This is a genomic window from Paenibacillus sp. FSL F4-0100 (assembly GCF_037993005.1).
Lineage (GTDB): Bacteria > Bacillota > Bacilli > Paenibacillales > Paenibacillaceae > Paenibacillus_AQ.
In genome coordinates this window covers 2,046,025-2,068,069 of sequence record NZ_CP150303.1, presented here as the reverse complement: position 1 = coordinate 2,068,069, position 22,045 = coordinate 2,046,025, and the positions used below count along the sequence as shown (strand labels likewise).

Sequence of the window (22,045 nt, the reverse complement as noted above, 5' to 3'; positions counted from 1 at the left end):
TATAGAAGCTTGGGACGAAGGGGGAGTCACCGTGAACCGTTTCTTAAAAACAGCAAAAATTCTTTGGATGCTGGTACTTGTTCTGGTTACGGCATTTGCCCTTTACATTCCCGTCCAGGAGTATTCCAGCAGCGAAACCCACGATGAGCGGTATGTTTATAAGCACGACCTTCATCTGAAAGTAGCTGTTCTGAAACACTCTCAGATTCTCTCCAAACTTAAGGCAGCCGGCAATACCTTGCCACTGTTCTTATTGATGTCGGCCATTCTCATGTTGCAGGCTCCCAAAACACGTCTGCCCTATCGGCCGATCATTCCGCTTCGGCTCCGGCTTTTATTATTATTCCCCATTAAATACACATCGAAGTTCGTTTAGATTCCTCCCCTTTTCGCATTCAAACTGACTGCGGTTTCTTAAATTCGCCAATTTTTCATCTCTCAGGCAACCATACAATCAACCTGTGCTAATTGACGTATGCACGTAGGTTTATTAAAGACTGTACAATTTCATCCTGAATGGATTGTATTATTTGGCTGCGTATATTTTTGAGATCCGTGTGACCGGTCTGCAAAAAAAACTAAAAGTGTATTTTTAGGAGGAGTTTAACCTATGCATGTTCGTGAAACAGATTTGCCCGGAATCGGCAAGAAATTCGTAATTGATACCCGCGGTGGCGATAAACTGGTCATTATCATTCATGACGACGGCCGCCGTGAAATGTACCATTATGAACATGACGATCCGGACGAAAGCATCTCCATGATTTCCTTGGACGATGATGAGGCTCGCCAAATTGCTGCCATCGTTGGCGGTCTCACTTATAAACCTAAAGCGCTGGAAACAATCGACATGGCGCTGGACGAATTGATTATCGAGTGGTATCGCATCGAGTCCCACTATTACGGGGCAGGTAAATCGATTGGTGATTTGGACGTGCGCCAAGCCTCAGGTGCAACCATCATTGCGACAGTTGATAAAAACAGTAAACAAATCAATCCCGGACCTGACGTTATCATCACACCGGACTCGACACTCGTTGTCGTTGGTGAACGTCAACAACAGCGGCTATTTAAACAAATCTTGATGAACGGACGTGGTTGATGAATGGATCATTTGGTTTTAGAAGTTGGACTGGCGATTTTCCTGATCGCCCTGGCGGGGTTGCTATCAGCTAAACTCCGGTTTTCCGTCGTCCCTTTCTACATTCTGATAGGGATGGCGGTAGGGCCTCATGCTTTTCATTTTGGATCATTCGATTTTCGTTTTATAGAAAGTGCTCCGTTCATCGACTTTATGGGTCGCATCGGCGTACTGTTCCTTCTGTTCTATCTTGGCCTCGAATTCTCAGTCGGCCGGTTAATTAAATCAGGGAAGTCCATCGTAGTTGGTGGCAGCATCTATATTGCCATTAACTTTACGCTTGGACTGATGATCGGGATCTTTTCCGGATTCCCGGTCGCGGAAACACTCATTGTTGCGGGAATTACCACCATCTCCTCAAGCGCTATCGTAGCCAAGGTGCTGGTTGACTTGAAAAGAACGGCGAATCCCGAAACTGAAATGATTCTCGGTATTATCATGTTCGAGGATGTGTTCCTGGCTGTATATATCTCTATTCTCTCCGGCCTCGTATTAAGCGGATCATCATCGCTGGGCGGAGTACTGATATCTGCGGTAATCGCCCTTGGATTTATGCTGCTTGTCCTTATTATTGGCCGTAAAGCCGTACCGCTTCTGAATAAGGTATTAAATATACGGTCGAACGAATTGTTTGCCTTGGTTGTTTTTAGCGCATTGTTCCTGCTCGCAGGATTCGCCGAAACGATTCATGTTGCCGAGGCGATCGGCGCTCTGCTCGTCGGGCTTGTCCTGGCTGAGACGGAGCATCGTGAACGCATTGAGCATTTGATATTACCATTCCGTGATTTCTTTGGAGCCATATTCTTCTTTAGCTTCGGTTTAACGATTGTACCTTCCGAGCTTGGCGGAGCTGTGTGGTTATCGCTAATCGCCGTTATCATCACGCTCCTTGGTAACTTTATTGCAGGTATGCTTGCAGGACGCAGTGCAGGGTTGTCCTCCAAAGCATCCTCCAATATCGGTCTGACCATCGTATCCCGCGGGGAATTCTCCATTATTCTCGCTAATATGGGTAAAGCGGGCGGACTTGCAACCTTCATCCAGCCGTTCGCAGCCTTGTATGTGCTGATACTGGCTATTCTCGGACCGCTGCTCACCAAGGAGTCCAAGCATGTGTATAACTTCTTAAACAAAATCATTAAATTTAAAGACTATAAGGAGAAGAAACCGGTTAAACCGAAGCTAAAGGATGAAAGTGCAAGCGGATAAAAGGAGGGTACATTGCCTATGGTTCAAGCCCATGTTCGGGTAACGAACGGTCCGCAAGAGACCGTAAGCAAGGCAAGTACACGAAGAAGAATGAGCATGGCTGCCATCGGAGGCCTGATAGCGGCGTTCGGTTTGGATTTATTTCTTGTTCCCGGCGGCATCATCGCGGGCGGCGTAACGGGAATTTCCGCGCTCGCCTCGCATCTGACGGGACTTCATACAGGCATGTTTCTGTTTGCATTAAATCTGCCCCTGCTCCTGCTGGTCTACCGTGGGGCCAACCGGGAAAAAGCCGTCATTGCCACCGTCGGGCTGCTTACTTTTTCCGTATGCTCGATCCTGTTCTTTCCGGTTCCCGCTCTCATCGACAGCAAGATCGGGAGCGCAGGCATCGGCGGCATTTTCCTTGGGCTGGGCATCGGTCTCGGCCTTCGTTACGGCGTCGTCCTGGACTCACTCCAAATGCCCAAGATTCCGCAGCAGATATCACATCTGCTAACCCGCTTGAAGCTGCCATACATCCATATCATGGTCAATACATGCGTACTGACATTGGCAGGGCTGCTTCTCGGCTGGGAACGAGCGATGTACTCTGCGATCGCATGTCTCATGGCACTGGAGACCGGACGTATTACAACTTCGAGCCTTCCGCTTAAACGAGAGGTCCGGATTCGCAGCGTGAGCGAAGTGGAAATCCAGCATACCATGAAAGCCATCATGGGGTATGAATCCCAAACTGCTGACCCTAAAGATGACTCTATGTATGAAGGTGAAACCATCGGTTCAACGCAGCTGATCTATCGGGTTCACATTCTGGAGATGCCCAGATTCAAATCCATCGTGAGAAGCCTGGATCCGAATGCCGAGATTACCATCATTCAGAAGTAAGTTTCTCTCTTCCATGTAAACAGGCCGGCTAAGGGTTTGCCCTAGCCGGCCTGTTTTTTTATCAGAAAGTATAAACTCCAAAGCTTAGGCCTTCCTGATATCGCAAGAAAAACATCCCCTAACCGCAGTCTGTCTTCCGAGAAAGTACGTCGATAGACGTTTTTCTTATGATATCTCTGCTATTTACGAAACTGCTGGATCAGAAACAGAATTAATGAGCCCACCACGCTGATGACGAGGCAGGTTACGATCGGAAAATAAATTTTGACATGGGGTTTATCCACCACGATGTCACCCGGCAGCCGGCCGACAAATCGTCCAATGACAGGCCAGAGCAGCCCGATCACGATCAGAGCGCCGCCAATCCACAATAGAACCCGAGTTACAGGATGCACGATACGGTCACCTCATTCATCAAATCAAACATGAAACACGCAGGTTTCCTTGTATCATAAAGGATTTGAGATGCCTCATGCAAGGTCAGGCCCTTCCTATCGAGTGATCATCCTTTCACCGCCCCCGCCGTCATCCCATCGATAAAATACTTCTGGAAGGCCATGAACAAAATAAAGATCGGAATGATCGAGAAGAAGGAGCCGACAATCAATAAGTCATAATTGTTCCCGTAAGGGGTCAAGAGCGTCTTCAATCCGATCGGAAGGGTATACTTGCCATCATCGCTGAGTACCATAAACGGCCACAGAAAGTTGTTCCAGCTGTTCATGCCGTTCAGGATCGCCATGGCAGCGAAGGAGGGCTTCATCACAGGCAAGATCAGCCGTACATAGATACCGTATTCCGTCGCGCCGTCCACCCGCCCTGCCGCAATCATTTCTTTTGGAACCCCTCTTAAATACTGCCTGAAGAAAAAGATCGTAGCCGCGCTTGCGATCCCCGGCAGCACAATCGCCGAGTACGAATTCATAAGGCCAAGGTTGTACGTCAGGGAGTATAACGGAAGAAGAAGAATTTCAAAAGGAACCATCATAATCAGAAGCACGCAGATGAACAAGAAATTTTTGCCGATGAAATCATAGGCTGCAAACCCATGGGCAACCGTTGCGCTGACCAGCAGGGTTAACGTAACCTGCACCACCGTAAGGAGCAAGGAGTTAAAAAACCACATAAAATAAGAATGATCGCCTGTAAACAGGTAGTTGAAATTGTCCAGGCTCATCACCGACAGGTCAAATTTCAAATTCAGCCCATACCGGATCAAATCCTCGCCCGGTTTAAAGGAAGCGATGGTGACGGCATAAAAAGGGACCAGGATCAGAAAGCACAGTATGGAGAACAAAATGAAGAGGATTATTTTGATCAGTGTTTCTCTTCTCATTCTCAATCCTCCTTCTTGAACATGCCGGAGAGCGTCAGCTGCGTCAGATTAATGATCATGGTGATCGCCAGCAGCACAATCCCTACAGCGGCCGCATAACCCAGATTGTTCTTCTCAATGCCTTGACGGTACAGATAACCGACTATCGTGAGGCCGATGTTTTTCGGAGAGTTGTTGCCGTTCCAGAGCATCATGCTCTCAATAAACATGGCAAGCCCCGCATAAATGCTGATCGTTAGCACATATATCGTGGTTGGCTTTAACAATGGCATCGTGATTTTGGTAAACTTCTGAAAGGCCGAGGCCCCGTCGATGGATGCCGCCTCATAATATTCACCCGGGATATTTTTGAGCCCGGATAAAAAATAGAGCATATTAACGCCCGTCCACCGCCATGTGGCAAGTGCCACCAGAGCAATAAAACCAGTAACCTGTCCCTTCAGAAACTTCACCGGGTCGATCCCGAACCACCCCAGTATACTGTTAATGAGCGACCCTTCCATCTCGCCGAACATCAGCCGAAAAATGGTGCCTGCGACAACAACCGACGTCAGTGCCGGGAAGAAAAAGGACGATTTAAAAAATTCTCTTCCCCACATGAACTTATTGTTAATCAATACCGCGAACAGCATCGGAAACGGAATCAGGATAAGGAGCGTCAGGATCATGTAAATCGCGCTGTTCGTGACCGCCTTCAGAAAGACGCCGTCCCCCATCAGTTTTCCGTAATTAGCCAAACCGATCCAATCTGCTTCCTGCCCCAGCTGCGTCTTCTGAAAGCTCATGCCAAATGAGCTGCCCAGCGGCAGCACCCAGAATATAAGGAACACCAGAATAAACGGCAGAACAAACACATAAGGAGCAACCTTTTGCGAGTACAGAAATTTTTTAATCATGATTCTACTCCTTTAATGAGAGCCGCCCATTAACGATTCCATGAGCAGCTCTATGTTTTGGTACCCTATGAGCGAGTGTCATTTCAATTCCTGTTCGATTTGTTTCTGGGCGTCGTTCAAAGCTTCAGTAATGTCTTTGCCATCCTCGAAAATCTCATTGAAGGTTGTTGTACACAGGACGTTGTTGATGGTAGGCGATGCGGAGGTCGATTTGATTAACCGGATTTCATCTCGGATCTCATTCAAGACATCAAACGGGTTATTAACAAAATATTTGACGAACTGATTCTCGGCATTGTGCGTAACATCTTTCATATCCCAAACGTCCATATTGACCGGATCGAATCCAAGCGTGTTCCAAATCTCTTTATTGGCATCCAGGGACAGCTTGGCGAATGCCAGAAAGTCTTTCGCCAGTTGTACGTCTTTTGCGTTCTTGGTAACAACCGTGCCGGTGCCGCCGCCGCCAACCGATCTTGGCATTCCTTCTTCAATGACCGGTATCGGCGCGATGGCTATTTTCCCGGACAAGTCTGACATGTAGTTGGTGTATCTGGACATTTGCCACAGCGGCATGAAAGCCGTAGCGTAATTTCCTGCATTAAACTCTCCATATGCTTCTTCGGTATCCGGCTGGCCGCCGGCAATGGTTGCTATGACATTGTTATCCTGCAGGTCCTTGAGGAGCGTCATGGCTTTCACCATCGCTTCCGAGTTCACGATCGGATTGCCGGAATCGTCTGTCAGATCCGCGCCTTGCTGTGCCAATAGCATGGAAGCTTGCCAGGCTGCGCTTGTATCGGCTGTTCCCATGTACTTGCCTGTTTTTTCATACACCTGGATACCTGCCTGCTTAAAATCCTCCCAAGTTACGATATCCTGATAGTTAACCCCAGCCTCCTCCAAAATCTCGGTATTATAGAAGGCAGCGGACGCGCCAACATGGGTCGGGATGCCGTAATTCGTATCTTCCTTGCTGTATAGGTCAATTCGGGATTTAACGATGGTGTCCCGGTATGGATCAATGACATCATTGAGCGGTTCCAGCTGCGGCGTGCCGGACAGAAAATCCGGAAACTTCCCAAGCTCGATATCCGCAATGTCGGGTGCCCCAGTCCCCGATTGAACCGCAATGGATAATTTGTTATGCATGTCGTCATACGGCATGACCGTCACGTTTAGTTTAATCTGGCGTTCGGGATTCTCGGCATTCCACTTGCCCAGCATTTTCTCAAAATGCTGTCCGTGCAGCTCAACAAACGTCCAATAAGACAGCTCTGTGGCGCTTTCCCCTGCCCCTCCATCCAGAACCGAGGTTTCGCCGCCGGCATTGTTCGATTTACCGCATCCCCACAAGAACAATGTCATACATAATACCGTGAATACAATCAACCATTTTTTCAGCATCTTACTGGACCTCCCTTAATTTTCGTTCATACAAACCTACACTTCAAAAATCGGTACTTCTGCTACCATCCAGAAATAAAGCGCTTTCATAATGTGTGTAATTTGATATGACTGTTTGGGAGATGGGGCAGCCCCTGGTGAGAACTGCCCGCTGCTTTTCCTTAAGCTTTTTTCAAGCGAATAACGTTCCATGATGCCTTGGCAAGCCTTGCGGTAACCATACCGTTATCGAGTTTAGCTCCACCCTGATGATGTGGTTTGACTCTTTCCTCAGATGCGGTATTCACCGCTTTCAGATCCTCATGCTCCATCACGATATGCTCCAGCAGCCGGTAGCCTTCAAAGCTGCGCACATCACATTCCAGCTCCAATGCTTCCTCCAGATGACGGTTCACGGCAAAAATCGTAATTTCTTCATCCTCTTCATTATGAACGACCGCACTATCAAGATACGGAACATCGGTAAAATCCTTGGAATCATACTTCGATGATTCGACGATAGGTAGCAGCGATACGCCCCTGCCAAATTTCGAAGCGTGAAGATACGGATAAAAGATGGTCTGCTTCCAAGAACGGCCGCCGTTCTCGGTCATAATCGGCGCGATTACGTTGACGAGCTGTGCCAGACAAGCCATCTTCACCCGGTCTGCGTGGCGCAGGAAGGTGATCAGCATGCTGCCGACAAGAATCGCATCCTCGAAATTATACACATCCTCCAGCTGCGGCGGAGCGATGCTCCATGGATCAATCTGCCTGTCAGCGTCATTGGAATGGTACCAGACATTCCACTCGTCGAAGCTGAGATACATCGTCTTTTTGCTGCGTTTCTTGGCCTTGATGTAATCGCAGGTGGATTTGACCGTATGAATAAAGTGATCCATATCGAGGGAAAGTGCCAGATAGTTGGCGGTATCGTTATCACGGTTACCGTAATATTGATGCAGCGATATGTAATCAACCGCCTCGTACGTATGATCCAGCGTTACGGCTTCCCATTCAGGGAATGTCGGCATCCCGGTGCTTGAGCTTCCGCATGAAACCAGTTCAATGGTCGGATCGACGAGCCGCATGGCTTTTGCCGTTTCCAGTGCAAGTCGGCCGTATTCTGTCGAGGTCTTGTGTCCGATCTGCCAAGGCCCATCCATCTCGTTGCCAAGACACCAGGTTTTGATCTTGTGCGGCTGTTCATAACCATGACTGCGTCTTAGATCGCTCCAGTATGTGCCTCCGGGATGGTTGGTGTATTCCAGCAGATTTCTGGCAGCGTCGATCCCCCGAGTACCCAGGTTCACGGCCATCATAACGTCCGAGCCCACTTCCTTGGCCCAGGAAATAAACTCATTCGTGCCGACATCGTTCGGCTCCAGCGTTCTCCACGCCAGCTCCAGCCGTTTCGGCCGTTCGGCTACAGGACCTACGCCATCTTCCCAGTCATAACCTGACACAAAATTTCCGCCGGGATATCTTATAATCGGGACATCCAGTTCCTTGATCAAATCCTTCACGTCGTTACGAAAACCACCTGCATCCGCAGTTTCATGGCCGGGTTCGTAAATGCCGCCATATACAGCGCGGCCAAGATGTTCAATGAACGAACCATATATGCGGTTATCAACTTGCGCGATCCGAAACGACTTATCCACGATCATTCGTGCTTTCAATTTCTCAGCTGCCAAGTCCTTCACCTTCCGTTGATGTAATTATGAATCATTTCAAATAATACTAAATGAATTCGTTTTCAAATATAAAATATCATATGAGAGGTTCGCTGTAAATACGCAAACATAAAATGATTTATATATATTAGAAATTAATTAATATTAATTATCTAAAAGTCAGCTAAATGGCGGTGTAAAACACTTGTTTTCCTTGTATTCCGAATTATTATTTTTATAATAATTTGAAATAAAGTGATTTTGAGTATTGGAATTCTTGGTTTTCAAATGAAATTTTTGAAGAATTAGATCACATCTTTATTTAACGCACATATTGATTTATAATTGTTTAAAATAAACCTCTTTACCCCTCTGTACCTATTACCATCGTTATATAAATCCTTTAATCGGAAGAAGGTTTGAGATAAGATGATCTACATTAAAGACTTAATGAGCGGGCTTGATATCTTTAAAGCGCTCAGCTCGGAAATTCGCATTCAAATTCTGGAGCTGCTGGCCAAGAACCAAAGTCTAAACTTAAACGATCTCGCGAACAGGCTGAACCTCAGCAATGGCGCTATTACCATGCATATCAAGAAATTGGAAGATAGTGGCCTGATCGAAATTAATACCACTGGCGGTAAACACGGCATTCAGAAGATCTGTTACCTGAATAAAGACACCCTGATGGTTGATCTTCGCAGCAAGGATATGGATAACTTATACGAGGTGGAAATTCAGGTTGGCCATTACAGCGATTACCAGGCAACCCCGACCTGCGGGCTTGCCACCAAGGACAGCATCATCGGAGATTTTGACGATCCGCGCTATTTCGCCGATCCGGAGCGGATCAACTCGGAGATCATCTGGCTTACCGAAGGATTCCTGGAATACCGGATCCCGAATTATTTGAAGTCCAATCAATCGTTCCGCGAGATTCAATTCTCGTTAGAGCTTGGCTCCGAGGCGCCGGGATATTGCGACAATTATCCATCGGACATATTCTTTTACGTAAACGGGATCGAGATTGGCAGCTGGACAAGTCCGGGGGATTTCGGGGACAAACGCGGTACTTTCAACCCCGAATGGTGGCCGCCTCATTTGAACCAATACGGCATGCTGAAGCTAATCCGAATTAATAAGGAAGGCAGCTTTATCGATGGATGCCGCATCTCGGATGTTGGTCTGGACCAGATTCGGCTTGATTACAAAAGCGAGCTCACCTTCAGGATCGCCGTTAACGAACAATCTGTTAATAAACGCGGCTTAACCATTTACGGCAAGCATTTCGGCAACTATAGCCAGGACCTGTTGGCTCGCGTACTGTATGATGTGAAGGAAGGCTAGAGAGTCGAATGAAGGGTGAACAAGAATCACTATGGTAGGTTAACATCTGCATTGGTTTGATACGTTTATCCACTAAAGTATGGAAAACAGCAGGAGCAGGGACACCCTGCTCCTGCTGTTTGTGCGGACATGCTGAAAGCAGGCGCGGGCTTGAACGATAAGAATATCGAATATCTGCTCGCGCTCCTCCTTTCCCACTACCACCAAAACAACAAGTCATAAGCAGCATTAAAAAACGCCCCCGCCGCGCATTTGCGCGACAAGAGCGTTTTGTTTCTACAATCACAGAAAATAATTCGTTATCGATTGATCGCTTGCCAATATTCCTTCGCTGTCCAGCTTTTTCTTCAAATACTGCTTATCCGATGAAATGAAAACGCTCATAATGAGATCGACGACAAACAGAAACGTGATATGGTTGGACATAAAAGCGCTGTTATTGACTGAGATTTTATCTGGCGCAATAATATCGACCACCGCATTTTCTGTAATCGCTGATGAGTCATAACAGGTGACTGCCACGGTCTTGGCCTGATTGACCTGCGCGATGTTGACGGCATCGATAATCTCCCGGGTCGAACCTGAACGCGAGAAGGCAATTACGACATCCTCAGGACCGCATTGGGAGGCCGCGATTTTCATCTCCCTGCTGTCATTGATTGCATCAGCATGAACGCCGATAATCGCAAGCCGGTTCTTCAATGCCATGGCCGCGAGGAACGAATCGAACAAGCCGATGAGGAGGATTCGGCGCGCGCCCTTCAGCAGCTTGACCACTTGATGAAGCTGATCTTCCGTAATGAGCGCCGAAGTGTTAACGATCAGTTCGTTATAGTCGAGAGCCAGCGCATCAATGACGTTAATCTCGCGTCTCTCTTTCTTCTTGGCCTGCATATCCCGGTAAAACGCATCCTGGGCGAACGCGATTTTAAAATCGTTGAATCCTTTGAAGCCCACCTTTTTGCAAAAACGGTTGATGCTTGTCTCGGACACACCGATTTCATTCGCGATAGCCGTAATGGTGTTACGGGTGATGAATTCCGGATTGTGTATAACAAAATTGGCGATCTGATTTTCACCGTATGTTAGTTTTTGAGTTTGCGATACAATTTTTGCGATAACCGCCGGAACCTGTGAAGACATGGTACCTCCTCCTGACTGCCAATGGGAAAAATGCGAATCCGGTAACTTCGCCAGTACACCCCATTATATCATATCAAGGGAAGTAATGATAAAATCAGGCCAACATCATCTTCCAATATTCCACCCGCCGGCTAAGCTCACCTGCATCCATCGCCCTCGTCTCTACAAGAAACGCGTAATCGAGCACATTCGGCAAGCAGGGCAGGCCCAGTATCGTTTTGCAGAATGCATGCGCCGCGATTTCACTGCATTTCACAATGCTTGACCTCTTCGTATACCAGCTTCCCAGCTTGAACATATCAATCGGCTCCAGCGTCTCATTCGTGAACTGCCCCGCCCGGTATTCCGTGTAATGAAAAAACTCATGTGCTAAATGAAGGTCGATCAGCCGCTCCAGCTCCTGTTCCCGCTCCTCGCATCCATTCCCCATCACCATCCGGTACGCCTGCCGCATATCGCGGAGCGACGAGGCATAGATGATAATCGCCGGCGGGCTCTTCGCGAAATCAATCTGCGCGCGGAAGCTGACGTTGTGGAAAGTGCCGGACCGATTCGTCACTTGATACTGTAAGCCTTCCATCTGACACAGCTCCCGGATGGACTTGCCTTTGTTCTTATAGCCAGCCGCCGTCTCTCTGCCCCGTTTAAGTGACATGCTTACATAGTACGCTATTCGATCCTTCGGTATTTTGTGGAAAAGAGGGTCCTGCTCCAGCTCCGCGCATGCCAGCAACTCATCAGCCCCTTCCTCTTCCATCAATCGGCGAATAACCTCGTCCGGCTCCGGCATACCTTCCCCTCCTTACTGATAAACAACGGCGATCAATTCTTCTTCCTGTGTCAGCATCTCCGTCTCGATCTCAAGAATCGACATCAACTGCTCCTTCGTCTGCATTCCGGTCAAATCGAGCATCTTCTCCCGATAAAAGACAAATACCTTCGGGATCGTCGCGTTTGCATCGGAGTAGATCGTATTGTCATCCAAAAAATCTTGTAATCGGTCCCCGAACTGAGCCTTGGTCAGCTTCGCGAAGTGGACGTTCCCCTTCTTGAACCGGACGACGCCTTCCCGATCGAGCACGCTCACATAGGTCGTTTTCTTCTTGAACAGTCCGAAAAATGATTTCTTCGTCTCCTCGCAGGCGAATAGGCTCCATCGGCCGCACTGGGACGCCAGCATCATGCTGGCCGCCGGTTGATCGACTGAGCTAGCGGCTATGGCGGCCATCTCCTCGACAGACAGCGCTTGCTGACCCAGATCTTTGGAGCGAAGCTCTGTCGAGCCGGTAGCGACTGCCCGCAAAATATTTTTCTGGCTATCAATCTCGATCGTTACCTCGACCGTATCCTCACTGGCGCCGGATTTGACGATGCGCTCGACGATCTCGGACCGAATGCGCTTGATATCCTCTTCCGTCGGATTCACGACGGTTCTCTCCAACTGCTCCTTCACCATCGCAAGGGCGACGCCTATGGTCGATACATAAGGCGCGTTATTCGCGATCTGGAAGCGGAACTGCTCCCGTTCCGCCATCGCCGGAACGAGCACGGCCCCGCTGCCTCCGCCGCCGACCAACGTCACAAACGAGCGATCCAGCTCATAGTCTTCGATCATCTCATTGACGGTCTTCATCGTCTTATCAATCGCGATATTCATAACCTCTCTGGCGGCCTCCTCGATGCTCAGGCCTACATGGTCGGCAAGGGCTTCCCATGCCCGCACGGCCGCTTCCTTGTTCCCTCGCGCGTAATCGCCCTCCGGAATATAGCCGAGAATGTTGGCCGCGCCGGCCAGTGTATAGGAGAATTCCTTGCCGGTCTCACTCTCCAAAATAATATATTCGGCCGGATCCCCTTCCCGCGGGCTGACGAACTTGACCTTCGGATTAACGATCTGCTCCGCCCCGGCGAACGCCTCGTATTCCTTGCCCGCAATATGTGCGCTTCGCGGGCCGACATCGATGATGTTCCCGTTCGCCACCTTAATCATGCTTCCGCCGGCAATACCAAGCGTCCGGACATCCAAGGACTGCAAATAAGTCCGGTGGCCGCCGACTTGGGCATTCTTGATCATGACCTTCCCGTTTTTGATGACGGAAATATCGACGCTTGTGCCGCCGACCTCGAAAAAAATGCCATCCGACACCTTTTCATACATCAGCACACCGGCAACACCGGCGGCAAGTCCCGACAGCATCGTCAATATCGGACGTTTGCGCACCTCGTCGATACTCATAACGCCGCCGTCGCAGCGCATAATCATGAGCTGGGATTGAATATTCGCATGTTTGACGGATTTCTCCGTCATGTTCGCCGTTTCCATCATTTTCGGAATGAGAGATGCATTCACGACCGCCGTTCTTGTCCGTGTCTTGAGTCCATACAACTGGGAAATTTCATGCCCGCCGGTAGCATACATGCCTTTGCGGCTCGCTATCTCAACGACACGAAGCTCATTGGCCGGATCATCAACGCTGTACGCCTCGGAAGCGACGATCACTTCCGCCCCCTGCCGCGCTAGTTCGTCAATCGCCGCTTCGATATCCTCATCCCGCAAATTTTTGGAATCAAGGTACGTGTGGTACGTCTTCAAATATTTGCCCGGCGCCAGCTCAATGTCCCCGGGATTCGACTCCGAGCGTGCGCTCATGCCGTCAAGTCCGGAACCCATGCCGATAATGCCGACACGGGCCACATCCCCCTCCAGCAAGGCGTTCGTCGCTTGCGTCGTCCCGTGGGCGATAAAGGTCACATCGTCCGGAGCAATGCCCTCGCTCTCCAAAATCCGCTTCAATATTTGTACAATCCCTTTCGCCACGCCATCTTCGTCATGATGTGTCGTCGGAATTTTCATCTTCCCAATAACCTCGTACGTCTCATTGTCAATGACGGCCGCATCCGTGAAGGTGCCTCCGACATCAATCCCGACCCTTACTTTTCTTCTCTCCATCGTTCTCCTCCTGCAACAACGGGCAGACACTCGCAAGTCTCCGCCCGGATTCTATCTGCTTCTAAAAGACCATGAATGAACCCAACACCATCGAAATCAGCACCGCAACCATCATCCAAGGAAGTGTCTTTTTCAAAATATCGTTAATGTCGCTCTTCGTAAAATCCGCGACCCACACATTATGCGAGTTGGTCGGGTCGGATACGGCCTGCACATTGCTGACGACGCGCAGCGCCAGCATCGCCGCGACCGGGGTCATACCCGCCGTGACGAACAGAGCAGCAATGCCGCTGCCGAGTCCCCATACGTTCAGCGGACCACGATAGATGGCGAGCGGAGATAGCAACGTGAAGAACAGAATGTACATCAACGGGTTGGTCGGCAGTACAGCTTCAATCAACGGGCTGATCAGTGCCGACACCTGTGGCGCCATAACGGAATTCAACAAAATGCCGATGCCGATCATGAGCGCCATCGCACCGGCAACGTCCTGAATCCCTTCCACCAGCGCACTGGACAGGACATGAATCGGCCGCTTCGGCCAGGTCAGCAGTATCGTAACCAACGCGCCGATGACCACCGCCGGGACAATGTCGAGCTTGAATGCAAAGACGAGAATGACCGGCACAAGCGGGCTGATCAGGGCAAAAGCAGGCACTTTTTTGCCTTCTCCGCCGGAAGCCGTCGGCATCGCCCATGCTTTGCGGCCTTTGCCGTCCCGCTTGATGTAGAATATAATCATCCCGAGCGACACAAGAATGAGCGGCAGCGCGGCGACCAGCGTATAATCCGCAATCGTCTGAACCGAGAGGCCCAGCACATCGACATAAACGGCCCAGTTGGAGACGTTGAACAGCGCGCCGACGCCAACGGCGGAAATAACGACAATCGATGCGACAAACTGGGAGATGCCTGCCGTCAGCATAATCGGAATGACGATCGTACCGACCAGGATGACCATGCCCAGTCCACCGGCCGCCGAGAAAATAATGGATGCGGTTGCGAAAAACAGAACCGCAATCAGCATCGGCTTGTCGCCTGCGAGTTCGGCCGCTTTTCGAATAATCGACTTGGTAATGCCGACTTTATTCAAAATTTGTCCGAACCAGGCCCCGAACACTAATCCCGCGATGGCGCCCGATAACCTCATCGAGCCGGATGAGAGAATCGTCTTGGCAATCGTGGTCGTCTCGGGATCGTTCGACATCCACGGCACGCCGGCAATGACGGCAAACAGAATCGCCATCAAGGGCAGGGCCAGAATGGTCGGAAGCTTCCGGGTCATCATTAACCCGACAAACACAAGAAAAACTAGTAAAATGCCGATGGCTTGAACCCACATGAAAGATGTCACGTTGTATTCTCCTCTCGAATCAAGTTCTCAATAGGCTTATCTTCATCTATATTTCTAAATAAGCGCCCTGTGCTTTCAGCACGGACTGCACTTCCTTGATGTCCACATCCCGGACGCGAATGCCTTTCTTCGCGGCCAACGCGGATGCTACCCCGCCGGCATGGCCGATCGCCCCCGTCGTCGGTGTCGTCCGCATCGCTGCCTGCGCTTCGAAGGTGGCCGAAATGCATCGGCCGATGACGATCAGGTTCTGCACAGAATCCGTGACCATACAGGAGTAAGGAATGCTGTACATACCGCCCCATTCCAGCTTCTGATGCTTCGTACCTTCGCCGTCCGGACTATGGATATCGATCGGGTAGCCAGAATGCGCGATCGTATCTTCGAACAGCCGCTGTTCCAGCAAATCATCGGCCGTCAGCGTGTACACGCCCTTAATCTGGCGGGATCCCCGAATGCCAATATTCGGGCCGGTCGATTCCACGACCGCATGCTCAAAGCCGGGAATATACTTACGCATGAACAGCTCTAGCTCGCGGCACTGCTTCCGCCCTTCCATCTCCGCCTTGCTCAGACTGAACGCATCCGTCGGATCATGACCGAGGATCCGGGTCGTATTCAGGATGACCTCGCCCGGGTTGTTGGTCTCGAAGAATAGCACATTCTCTCGCGGAATCGAGATCTCGCCCCTCTCCTTCGCAAGTTTAAACAGACTGTCGAACCCGCCTACCGACAAGCGAGGCGCCTTCTCAATGATGGACGTGTCGCCCTGATACAGTGGAAAGTCTTCCGGGTGGGCGTGAATATACTGTTTTACCTTCGGAATATCGACGTTGTACATCTTCATCTTCAACGTCATCGGCTGCATGGCCCCGTCGGATTCCCTGCCCTTAGTGAACTCGGCTCCCGCCCCGACGGACAAATCGCCGTCTCCCGTCCCGTCGATGAACACGGAGGCCTCGATGTCGCTTAGACCGGACTTGTTGCATACCGTAATGCCGACGATTCGCCCGTCCTCGGTCTTCACGCCGGCCAGCATCGTATGATACAGAATCTCCCCTCCGCTCTCGGTGACCATCAGCTCCAGCTCATGCTTCATCGCTTCGGCATCAAACGGGGTAACCGAATACGTAAAGCCAACCGTATCGAAAATATGCCCCGGCGACTTGCCCTGCTTCTTCAGCCGTTCAATCAGCTGATCTGTAAACCCTTGAATGGCAAGCTTCTCTCCCGCATGGAATGTCATCATCGGCCCTACCCCATTCGCAGTAAGTGTCCCGCCAAGAAACCCATGGGACTCTACGATCAGCGTCTTCACCCCTAAACTCGATGCCGCAACGGCCGCCATTGCACCCGATATGCCGCCGCCCATGACTACCACATCATACTTCAGCCTGTTTCCCATATCATCCTCGCTCCTTCTGATTTAGTGATGTATGATTTGCTGCTTTATCCATAGCCTATCAAACAAAAAGTTAAATGTAAATGCTTACAAGAAAATTATTTTCTATATATCCGTAAATTATGTTTATTATTTTCCAAGCGTTCTTAATCTATCTGTTACGGCATATACAATAAAAGAAATCACCGAAGCTTGCCCCGGCGTTCTGCTCCGCGCGTCCAAAATAATATACTGAATTTCAATACACAAAAAGGGACTTTCAATGATCATTGAAAGTCCCTTTCTTCTTTGACAAAACATAATCTCTACTATAAAGATGCGAATAGCAAAACCAGAATCGATCACTGTTCAATCTTTAGTTCGCATCTTGCAATTCGCTTAAAATAACTCTCCTTATGACCTTACCTCAACCTTTTCCTCGTTCAGTGCCCTCAAAATGGTATGCCGGTCGCGCAGGTTGTGCGCCTCCCGCAGGCTCTCCCGGAACAGCTCGTCATCGATGCCAAGCTCCTGCAGGGTGGAAGGACCTCCGGCTCGCCGCAGCAGATCGGCAATTTTCTCCTTCGAAGGGACCTTGCGCAGCCACTCCTGAACCTGCTCTCCATATGTCTCCCAATGCGTAGGCTTGGCATTAGGATACACTCCCTTATCGGCCGCGTCGTGATATAGGCTCGATATTTCGCTGCAGGCCACCCCCACTTTGGCACCATGCAGCAGGGCCCGGTTGCCGCGGCGCAAGTACTCCATCTCCCAGTAATGCGAGAGATGATGTTCCGCCCCGGAGGCAGGGTGGGACTGACCGAACAGCAGCATCGCGATCCCCGACTCGATCAAAGCCGTCATCAGAATGCGGATGCCTTCGTCCGTGCGCTGGCCGATCGCTTCCACATGCTGAATACAAGCTTGAAGCGCCCTCTCCGTAATGGCTGCCACTTGATCATCATAGGGCTCACCGGCCGTGATCGAAGAGAATTTCCAATCCAGCAGCGATGTGTATTTGCCGAGCATATCGCCAAAACCTGCCGCTACCAGCGGCTGCGGTGCCTTCACTAGAATGTCCGGATCGGCGAATATCGCGATCGGAGCCGTGGCCGCAAAGGTTTGCTTGACTCCCCGGACCACGATCGGCGCGCCCGCCGAAGTAAAGCCGTCAACCGAAGGTGCCGTAGGTACTGAAATGAACGGCTTGCCGCTCCGATGACTCACAAAGCGCGTAATGTCATGAATGGTCCCGGACCCCACAGCGACCAGGCATCCTGTCCCTTCAGGCTCCACTTCGATAAACAGCTGCATCAAGGAGCGTTCATCCGCCACAACGTCGCCTTGCTCATCCGGCTCAATCAGACACAGCCGAGTCTTTTGGCCAGCGGCTTCCAAGCTCTCCACCAGCTTTTTCCCCGCTGCTTCATACGTATTCGCATCTGCGACAACGATCGGTGAACCAAGGCCCTGCCGTTTAAGATACGGAGGCACGTCATGCATAGCGCCGGGCTCAAGCACCATGGTTTCTAGTCCGCGGAACGCGGGCTGTAGCTCCCTAATCCGGTTCATTAAACCTTTTGCATCGTTCAAGTAATCCGTCACGTTGTTCCTCTCCTTCATCCCATCCTGTCGTGTCTATTCAGGCTTCTAGTCTGCCAGGGTCTATTCAGCCGTTTGCTTAATCCGCTTCAGCCGCTTCATCACGTTGTTTTCGCCCCGGCCGAAATAGTCATGCAGCTTGCTGTACTCCTGATACAGCTGTTCATACACTTCCACATGCTCCGGAATCGGTTTGAAGGTCTCTTCCTTCACCCGTGCCATCTTCTCGGCGGCATCGATAATCGAATCATACCCGCCTTGCGCCTGACCCGCTGCGACTGCGGCAAACATAGCGGCGCCAAGCGCCGGCGTCTGTTTGGAATCAGCCACCATGATTTCGCGATTGGTGACATCCGCATAAATCTGCATCAAGAGACGGTTCTTTTGGGGCAGTCCGCCGCATGCATACAGGACTTCCACGGCGACACCGTTCTCATGAAAAGCGTCCACGATTTTGCGCGTGCCGAATGCGGTCGCCTCAAGCAAGGTGCGGTAGATTTCCTGCGGCTTTGTCAACAGCGTCATCCCTAACATCAGCCCGGTCAGATCCGTATCCACCAGCACGGAACGATTGCCGTTCCACCAATCCAGTGCAAGCAGACCGGTTTGACCCGGCTTGTATGCAGCCGCTTCCCGCTCAAGCCATTGGTGCACGCCAATCCCTTCCACGGACGCAGCTTCTTTTACATACGCAGGAAGCGCTTCCTCGACGTACCATTCAAAAATATCGCCTACTGCCGATTGTCCGGCTTCATAACCGTATAATCCGGGAATGATGCCGTCCTCGACGACACCGCACATGCCTTCAACCTGCTTCTCTTCGGTACCAAGCAGCATGTGGCAGATCGATGTGCCCATCGCCATCACCAGCTTGCCCTGTGTGACAACACCGACCGCAGGCACCGCGGCATGTGCATCAACGTTACCGACGGCCACAGCAATCCCTGGAGTTAAGTCCATCATCACCGCCATCTTCTCAGTCAGACCGCCTGCGCTGCTCCCAAGGGGGCGGACCTCTCCGCGCAGCTTCGTATCGGCCAGATCCTCCAACCGGGGATCCAGTGCCTTAAAATATTCCTTGCTTGGATATCCGTCTTGCTTATGCCATATCGCCTTGTAGCCAGCCGTACAGCTGTTGCGGACAATCTGGCCTGTCATTTGGGAAACGACCCAATCGGTAGCTTCCAAGAATCTATCCGTACGTTCATAGATCGCCGGTGCCTCGTCAAGAATTTGCCAGACCTTTGCAATCATCCATTCGGAAGAAATCTTCCCGCCATAACGGGGCAAAAAGGCTTCTCCGCGCTCGGCGGCAATCGCGTTGATCTTGTCCGCTTCCGGCTGGGCGGCATGATGCTTCCACAGCTTAACCCAGCTGTGCGGCTGGTCGGCCAGCTCCGGTTGGAAGCAGAGCGGCTCCCCAAGCTCGTCAACGGGCAGCATGGTGCAAGCCGTAAAATCAATGCCGATGCCAATCACATCCGCCGGATCAATCCCGGATTGCTGGATGACGGCAGGCACGGATACCTTTAGAACCTCCAGATAATCGCCCGGATGCTGAAGCGCCCAGTCGTGCTCCAGCTTCTTCCCTGAAACCGGTAAAAACTCATCGATGACATGATGCCGGTAAGGCGTAACATGATCCGCTACTTCCTGCCCGTCAGCCAGATTAACCAACACCGCACGCCCGGACTGCGTTCCGTAATCGACACCAATGGTGTATTTATTCCCCATCTCATTTCCTCCTACAGATGAAATCATGAATGATGAATACAAGCGTTACTTTTGACCGTAATAGGCATTAACTCCATGCTTCCGTAAAAAATGGCGATCCAGCAGCGTCTGATCCATCGGTTCGGTTTCCGGATTAATCTGCTGCATCCGGGCTGCAATCTTGGCGCACTCCTCCAACACTACCGCATTATGAACCGCGTTATGCGCATCCTTGCCCCACACGAATGGCGCATGCGAATGGACAAGCACGCCAGGCACCATGTTCGGATCCAGGTCTGCGAATCGCTCAACAATGACGTTGCCCGTCTCCAACTCGTAGGCCCCCTCGATTTCTTCGCGGGTCATGGGCCGCGTAACCGGAATTTCCCCGTAAAAATAGTCGGCGTGCGTTGTTCCGTAAGCAGGAAGCGCGCGTCCGGCTTGAGCCCAACTCGTTCCCCATGGAGAGTGGGTATGCACAATTCCGCCGATCTCTTTAAAGTTCTGATAGAGGACCAGATGTGTCGGGGTATCTGAGGATGGTCGCAAATCTCCTTCAACGACATTTCCCTTCAAATCCAGCACGACCATGTCGTCCGCTTTTAAATCCTCGTAAGGCACGCCGCTTGGCTTAATGACAAACAGTCCCCGTTCACGGTCGATACCGCTTACATTTCCCCATGTAAAGGTAACGAGTCCGTGCATCGGAAGCTCCAGATTCGCCTCCAGCACCTGCTGCTTTAAATCCTCCAACATGAACAACCGCTCCTCTCTATATTTCAAAAATGTAGTTGTACGTACAAGTTGGCAAACAAGGGTCCGAAACTTCGGACCTTTCACTCCCTTATCCTCTACCGTTTCTTCACCGATTCTCTCTCCACCAGCTCCGGTTGAAATACCGTATCCTCTATAACGCTATGATGCTCAATCATGCTAATTAATTGTCTGGCCGCCATAATCCCCATCTCTGTCTTCGGGTGGGTCATCGTTGTCAGCTTCACGCCGGAAGCTTCGGCTAGCGTTGAATCATCGAACCCGACCAGGGACACATCCTGCGGGATTTGCAGCCTGCATTGTCCGGCAGCCTCTGCTAAAGACACAGCCAGCTCGTCGTTATAACATACAAACCCCGTCGGTCGCAGCTCATCCGGCTGCTTCAGCAACTGGACGGCCTGATCATACGGAAAACTTCCCTTCTGTTCCGTTGTATACGTAACCACCCGCTCCGGCGAAACGGGAATTCCCGCCTCGCGATGCGCACGTAAGAAGCCTTTCAGCCGGTTCACACCCTGAAGATCGTCCCGTTTGAAGAATCCGGCGATCGCCTGGTGTCCGTTCTCGATCAAATGACGTGTAGCCTTGTAACCGCCAAGCTCATCATCAAGCTTCAGACAAGGACATTCCAGCTCCCGATACTTCTCATTGATCATCAAAAACGGGATTCCCTTCTCCTGCAGGGACAGGAAATACGTCAAATTCGGGTTGCCCTCCGCACTCTTGGTCGGCTCGATAATCAGCCCGCTAAGCGGCTGACTGGTCATGAGCTGAAGACTCTCCATCTCTTTCTCCTTGTTGTTATCGGTACTGGAGAGCAGCAGGCGGTATCCCTTGCTGCGCAGCTCCGCCTCCGCTCCCCGAACGATATGCGGGAAAATATAATCCGAGATATAGGTTGTTATGATGCCAATCGTCTTAACCTGCTTGCTCTCCCGCCGCTCGGGATTTCTAGCGAACGTCCCTTTGCCCTGAATCCGTTCCAGCCAGCCTTCCTTCTCCAGCTCGCCGAAGGTTTGGCGGACCGTCTGGCGGCTTACGCCGAACTGGTCGGCGATTTCATGCTCCGAAGGAACTTGTTTGCCCGCTTGAAGCCGGCCGGATTCAAACCAGGAGAGCAGTTCGTTTTTTAATACAATATATTTGGGTATCCGTCTATTATTCATCATTCACCTCTAGCCTCACGCACTCATTATGTTAGGATCACCTGCAATCCTAAGTTATCTCGCTATTGTAACACAGGCCAGGG

Annotated in this window: 19 protein-coding genes; 5 read left to right on the top strand and 14 right to left on the bottom strand. The window is 50.7% G+C overall.

What is annotated here, in order from left to right:
* The first annotated feature begins 31 nt into the window (after positions 1 to 31).
* The 4 genes from MHH48_RS09030 to MHH48_RS09015 all read left to right on the top strand — a co-directional run bounded on the left by MHH48_RS09030 (position 32) and on the right by MHH48_RS09015 (position 3,238).
* Complete coding sequence (locus MHH48_RS09030; protein ID WP_076320506.1) at positions 32 to 376, top strand: hypothetical protein; 345 nt, start codon at positions 32 to 34, stop codon at positions 374 to 376.
* Between the two features lie 234 nt (positions 377 to 610).
* Positions 611 to 1,102, top strand: a complete 492-nt coding sequence (locus MHH48_RS09025; RefSeq protein ID WP_076320505.1) for a cation:proton antiporter regulatory subunit — start codon at positions 611 to 613, stop codon at positions 1,100 to 1,102.
* A 3-nt stretch (positions 1,103 to 1,105) separates the two neighbouring features.
* Positions 1,106 to 2,350: a cation:proton antiporter gene (locus MHH48_RS09020; protein WP_076320504.1), complete on the top strand. Its 1,245-nt coding sequence runs from the start codon at positions 1,106 to 1,108 to the stop codon at positions 2,348 to 2,350.
* A gap of 18 nt (positions 2,351 to 2,368) precedes the next feature.
* The gene (locus tag MHH48_RS09015; RefSeq protein WP_076320503.1) at positions 2,369 to 3,238 is read left to right on the top strand and encodes a YitT family protein; all 870 of its coding nucleotides are present in this window, start codon (positions 2,369 to 2,371) and stop codon (positions 3,236 to 3,238) included.
* Between the two features lie 179 nt (positions 3,239 to 3,417).
* Here MHH48_RS09015 and MHH48_RS09010 read toward each other — a convergent pair whose 3' ends face one another.
* The 5 genes from MHH48_RS09010 to MHH48_RS08990 form a co-directional block, all read right to left on the bottom strand.
* Positions 3,418 to 3,633, bottom strand: coding sequence for a DUF2905 domain-containing protein (locus MHH48_RS09010; protein ID WP_076320502.1), 216 nt, complete (start codon positions 3,631 to 3,633; stop codon positions 3,418 to 3,420).
* A gap of 107 nt (positions 3,634 to 3,740) precedes the next feature.
* The gene (locus MHH48_RS09005; protein ID WP_076320501.1) at positions 3,741 to 4,574 is read right to left on the bottom strand and encodes a carbohydrate ABC transporter permease; all 834 of its coding nucleotides are present in this window, start codon (positions 4,572 to 4,574) and stop codon (positions 3,741 to 3,743) included.
* Positions 4,575 to 4,576: 2 nt separating this feature from the next.
* A complete protein-coding gene (locus tag MHH48_RS09000; protein WP_076320500.1) occupies positions 4,577 to 5,470 on the bottom strand; it encodes a sugar ABC transporter permease in 894 nt (297 codons plus the stop codon).
* 78 nt (positions 5,471 to 5,548) lie between these two features.
* The gene (locus MHH48_RS08995; protein ID WP_076320499.1) at positions 5,549 to 6,877 is read right to left on the bottom strand and encodes an extracellular solute-binding protein; all 1,329 of its coding nucleotides are present in this window, start codon (positions 6,875 to 6,877) and stop codon (positions 5,549 to 5,551) included.
* Positions 6,878 to 7,038: 161 nt separating this feature from the next.
* Positions 7,039 to 8,526, bottom strand: a complete 1,488-nt coding sequence (locus MHH48_RS08990; RefSeq protein WP_076321285.1) for an alpha-N-arabinofuranosidase — start codon at positions 8,524 to 8,526, stop codon at positions 7,039 to 7,041.
* A gap of 435 nt (positions 8,527 to 8,961) precedes the next feature.
* Between MHH48_RS08990 and MHH48_RS08985 the strand changes: the two genes are divergently transcribed.
* Positions 8,962 to 9,879, top strand: a complete 918-nt coding sequence (locus tag MHH48_RS08985; RefSeq protein WP_076320498.1) for a winged helix-turn-helix transcriptional regulator — start codon at positions 8,962 to 8,964, stop codon at positions 9,877 to 9,879.
* Between the two features lie 282 nt (positions 9,880 to 10,161).
* Here MHH48_RS08985 and MHH48_RS08980 read toward each other — a convergent pair whose 3' ends face one another.
* The 9 genes from MHH48_RS08980 to MHH48_RS08940 all read right to left on the bottom strand — a co-directional run bounded on the left by MHH48_RS08980 (position 10,162) and on the right by MHH48_RS08940 (position 21,962).
* Entirely contained in the window at positions 10,162 to 11,022 is an 861-nt protein-coding gene (locus MHH48_RS08980; RefSeq protein WP_076320497.1) for a MurR/RpiR family transcriptional regulator, read from the bottom strand.
* A 94-nt stretch (positions 11,023 to 11,116) separates the two neighbouring features.
* The gene (locus MHH48_RS08975; protein WP_083659533.1) at positions 11,117 to 11,812 is read right to left on the bottom strand and encodes a hypothetical protein; all 696 of its coding nucleotides are present in this window, start codon (positions 11,810 to 11,812) and stop codon (positions 11,117 to 11,119) included.
* 12 nt (positions 11,813 to 11,824) lie between these two features.
* The gene (locus MHH48_RS08970; RefSeq protein ID WP_076320496.1) at positions 11,825 to 13,972 is read right to left on the bottom strand and encodes a hydantoinase/oxoprolinase family protein; all 2,148 of its coding nucleotides are present in this window, start codon (positions 13,970 to 13,972) and stop codon (positions 11,825 to 11,827) included.
* 61 nt (positions 13,973 to 14,033) lie between these two features.
* Positions 14,034 to 15,326: a citrate transporter gene (locus tag MHH48_RS08965; protein ID WP_256720371.1), complete on the bottom strand. Its 1,293-nt coding sequence runs from the start codon at positions 15,324 to 15,326 to the stop codon at positions 14,034 to 14,036.
* Positions 15,327 to 15,372: 46 nt separating this feature from the next.
* Positions 15,373 to 16,731 carry an FAD-dependent oxidoreductase gene (locus MHH48_RS08960; protein WP_076320495.1) on the bottom strand — a complete coding sequence of 453 codons (1,359 nt, stop codon included), beginning with the start codon at positions 16,729 to 16,731 and terminating at the stop codon, positions 15,373 to 15,375.
* 390 nt (positions 16,732 to 17,121) lie between these two features.
* Positions 17,122 to 18,312: a sn-glycerol-1-phosphate dehydrogenase gene (locus MHH48_RS08955; protein WP_076320494.1), complete on the bottom strand. Its 1,191-nt coding sequence runs from the start codon at positions 18,310 to 18,312 to the stop codon at positions 17,122 to 17,124.
* Positions 18,313 to 18,372: 60 nt separating this feature from the next.
* The gene (locus MHH48_RS08950; RefSeq protein WP_076320493.1) at positions 18,373 to 20,043 is read right to left on the bottom strand and encodes a ribulokinase; all 1,671 of its coding nucleotides are present in this window, start codon (positions 20,041 to 20,043) and stop codon (positions 18,373 to 18,375) included.
* Positions 20,044 to 20,088: 45 nt separating this feature from the next.
* Positions 20,089 to 20,778, bottom strand: a complete 690-nt coding sequence (araD, locus tag MHH48_RS08945; RefSeq protein WP_076320492.1) for an L-ribulose-5-phosphate 4-epimerase — start codon at positions 20,776 to 20,778, stop codon at positions 20,089 to 20,091.
* 95 nt (positions 20,779 to 20,873) lie between these two features.
* Positions 20,874 to 21,962: a GntR family transcriptional regulator gene (locus MHH48_RS08940; protein ID WP_076320491.1), complete on the bottom strand. Its 1,089-nt coding sequence runs from the start codon at positions 21,960 to 21,962 to the stop codon at positions 20,874 to 20,876.
* Positions 21,963 to 22,045 lie beyond the last annotated feature (83 nt).

What these genes read in the sequence shown, in the direction of transcription:
- MHH48_RS09025 (WP_076320505.1), top strand. Translation starts at nt 611, where the DNA reads ATGCATGTTCGTGAAACAGATTTGCCCGGAATCGGCAAGAAATTCGTA.
- MHH48_RS09020 (WP_076320504.1), top strand. Translation starts at nt 1,106, where the DNA reads ATGGATCATTTGGTTTTAGAAGTTGGACTGGCGATTTTCCTGATCGCC.
- MHH48_RS09015 (WP_076320503.1), top strand. Translation starts at nt 2,369, where the DNA reads ATGGTTCAAGCCCATGTTCGGGTAACGAACGGTCCGCAAGAGACCGTA.
- MHH48_RS09005 (WP_076320501.1), bottom strand. Translation starts at nt 4,574, where the DNA reads ATGAGAAGAGAAACACTGATCAAAATAATCCTCTTCATTTTGTTCTCC.
- MHH48_RS09000 (WP_076320500.1), bottom strand. Translation starts at nt 5,470, where the DNA reads ATGATTAAAAAATTTCTGTACTCGCAAAAGGTTGCTCCTTATGTGTTT.
- MHH48_RS08995 (WP_076320499.1), bottom strand. Translation starts at nt 6,877, where the DNA reads ATGCTGAAAAAATGGTTGATTGTATTCACGGTATTATGTATGACATTG.
- MHH48_RS08990 (WP_076321285.1), bottom strand. Translation starts at nt 8,526, where the DNA reads ATGATCGTGGATAAGTCGTTTCGGATCGCGCAAGTTGATAACCGCATA.
- MHH48_RS08985 (WP_076320498.1), top strand. Translation starts at nt 8,962, where the DNA reads ATGATCTACATTAAAGACTTAATGAGCGGGCTTGATATCTTTAAAGCG.
- MHH48_RS08980 (WP_076320497.1), bottom strand. Translation starts at nt 11,022, where the DNA reads ATGTCTTCACAGGTTCCGGCGGTTATCGCAAAAATTGTATCGCAAACT.
- MHH48_RS08975 (WP_083659533.1), bottom strand. Translation starts at nt 11,812, where the DNA reads ATGCCGGAGCCGGACGAGGTTATTCGCCGATTGATGGAAGAGGAAGGG.
- MHH48_RS08970 (WP_076320496.1), bottom strand. Translation starts at nt 13,972, where the DNA reads ATGGAGAGAAGAAAAGTAAGGGTCGGGATTGATGTCGGAGGCACCTTC.
- MHH48_RS08960 (WP_076320495.1), bottom strand. Translation starts at nt 16,731, where the DNA reads ATGGGAAACAGGCTGAAGTATGATGTGGTAGTCATGGGCGGCGGCATA.
- MHH48_RS08950 (WP_076320493.1), bottom strand. Translation starts at nt 20,043, where the DNA reads ATGGGGAATAAATACACCATTGGTGTCGATTACGGAACGCAGTCCGGG.
- araD (WP_076320492.1), bottom strand. Translation starts at nt 20,778, where the DNA reads ATGTTGGAGGATTTAAAGCAGCAGGTGCTGGAGGCGAATCTGGAGCTT.
- MHH48_RS08940 (WP_076320491.1), bottom strand. Translation starts at nt 21,962, where the DNA reads ATGAATAATAGACGGATACCCAAATATATTGTATTAAAAAACGAACTG.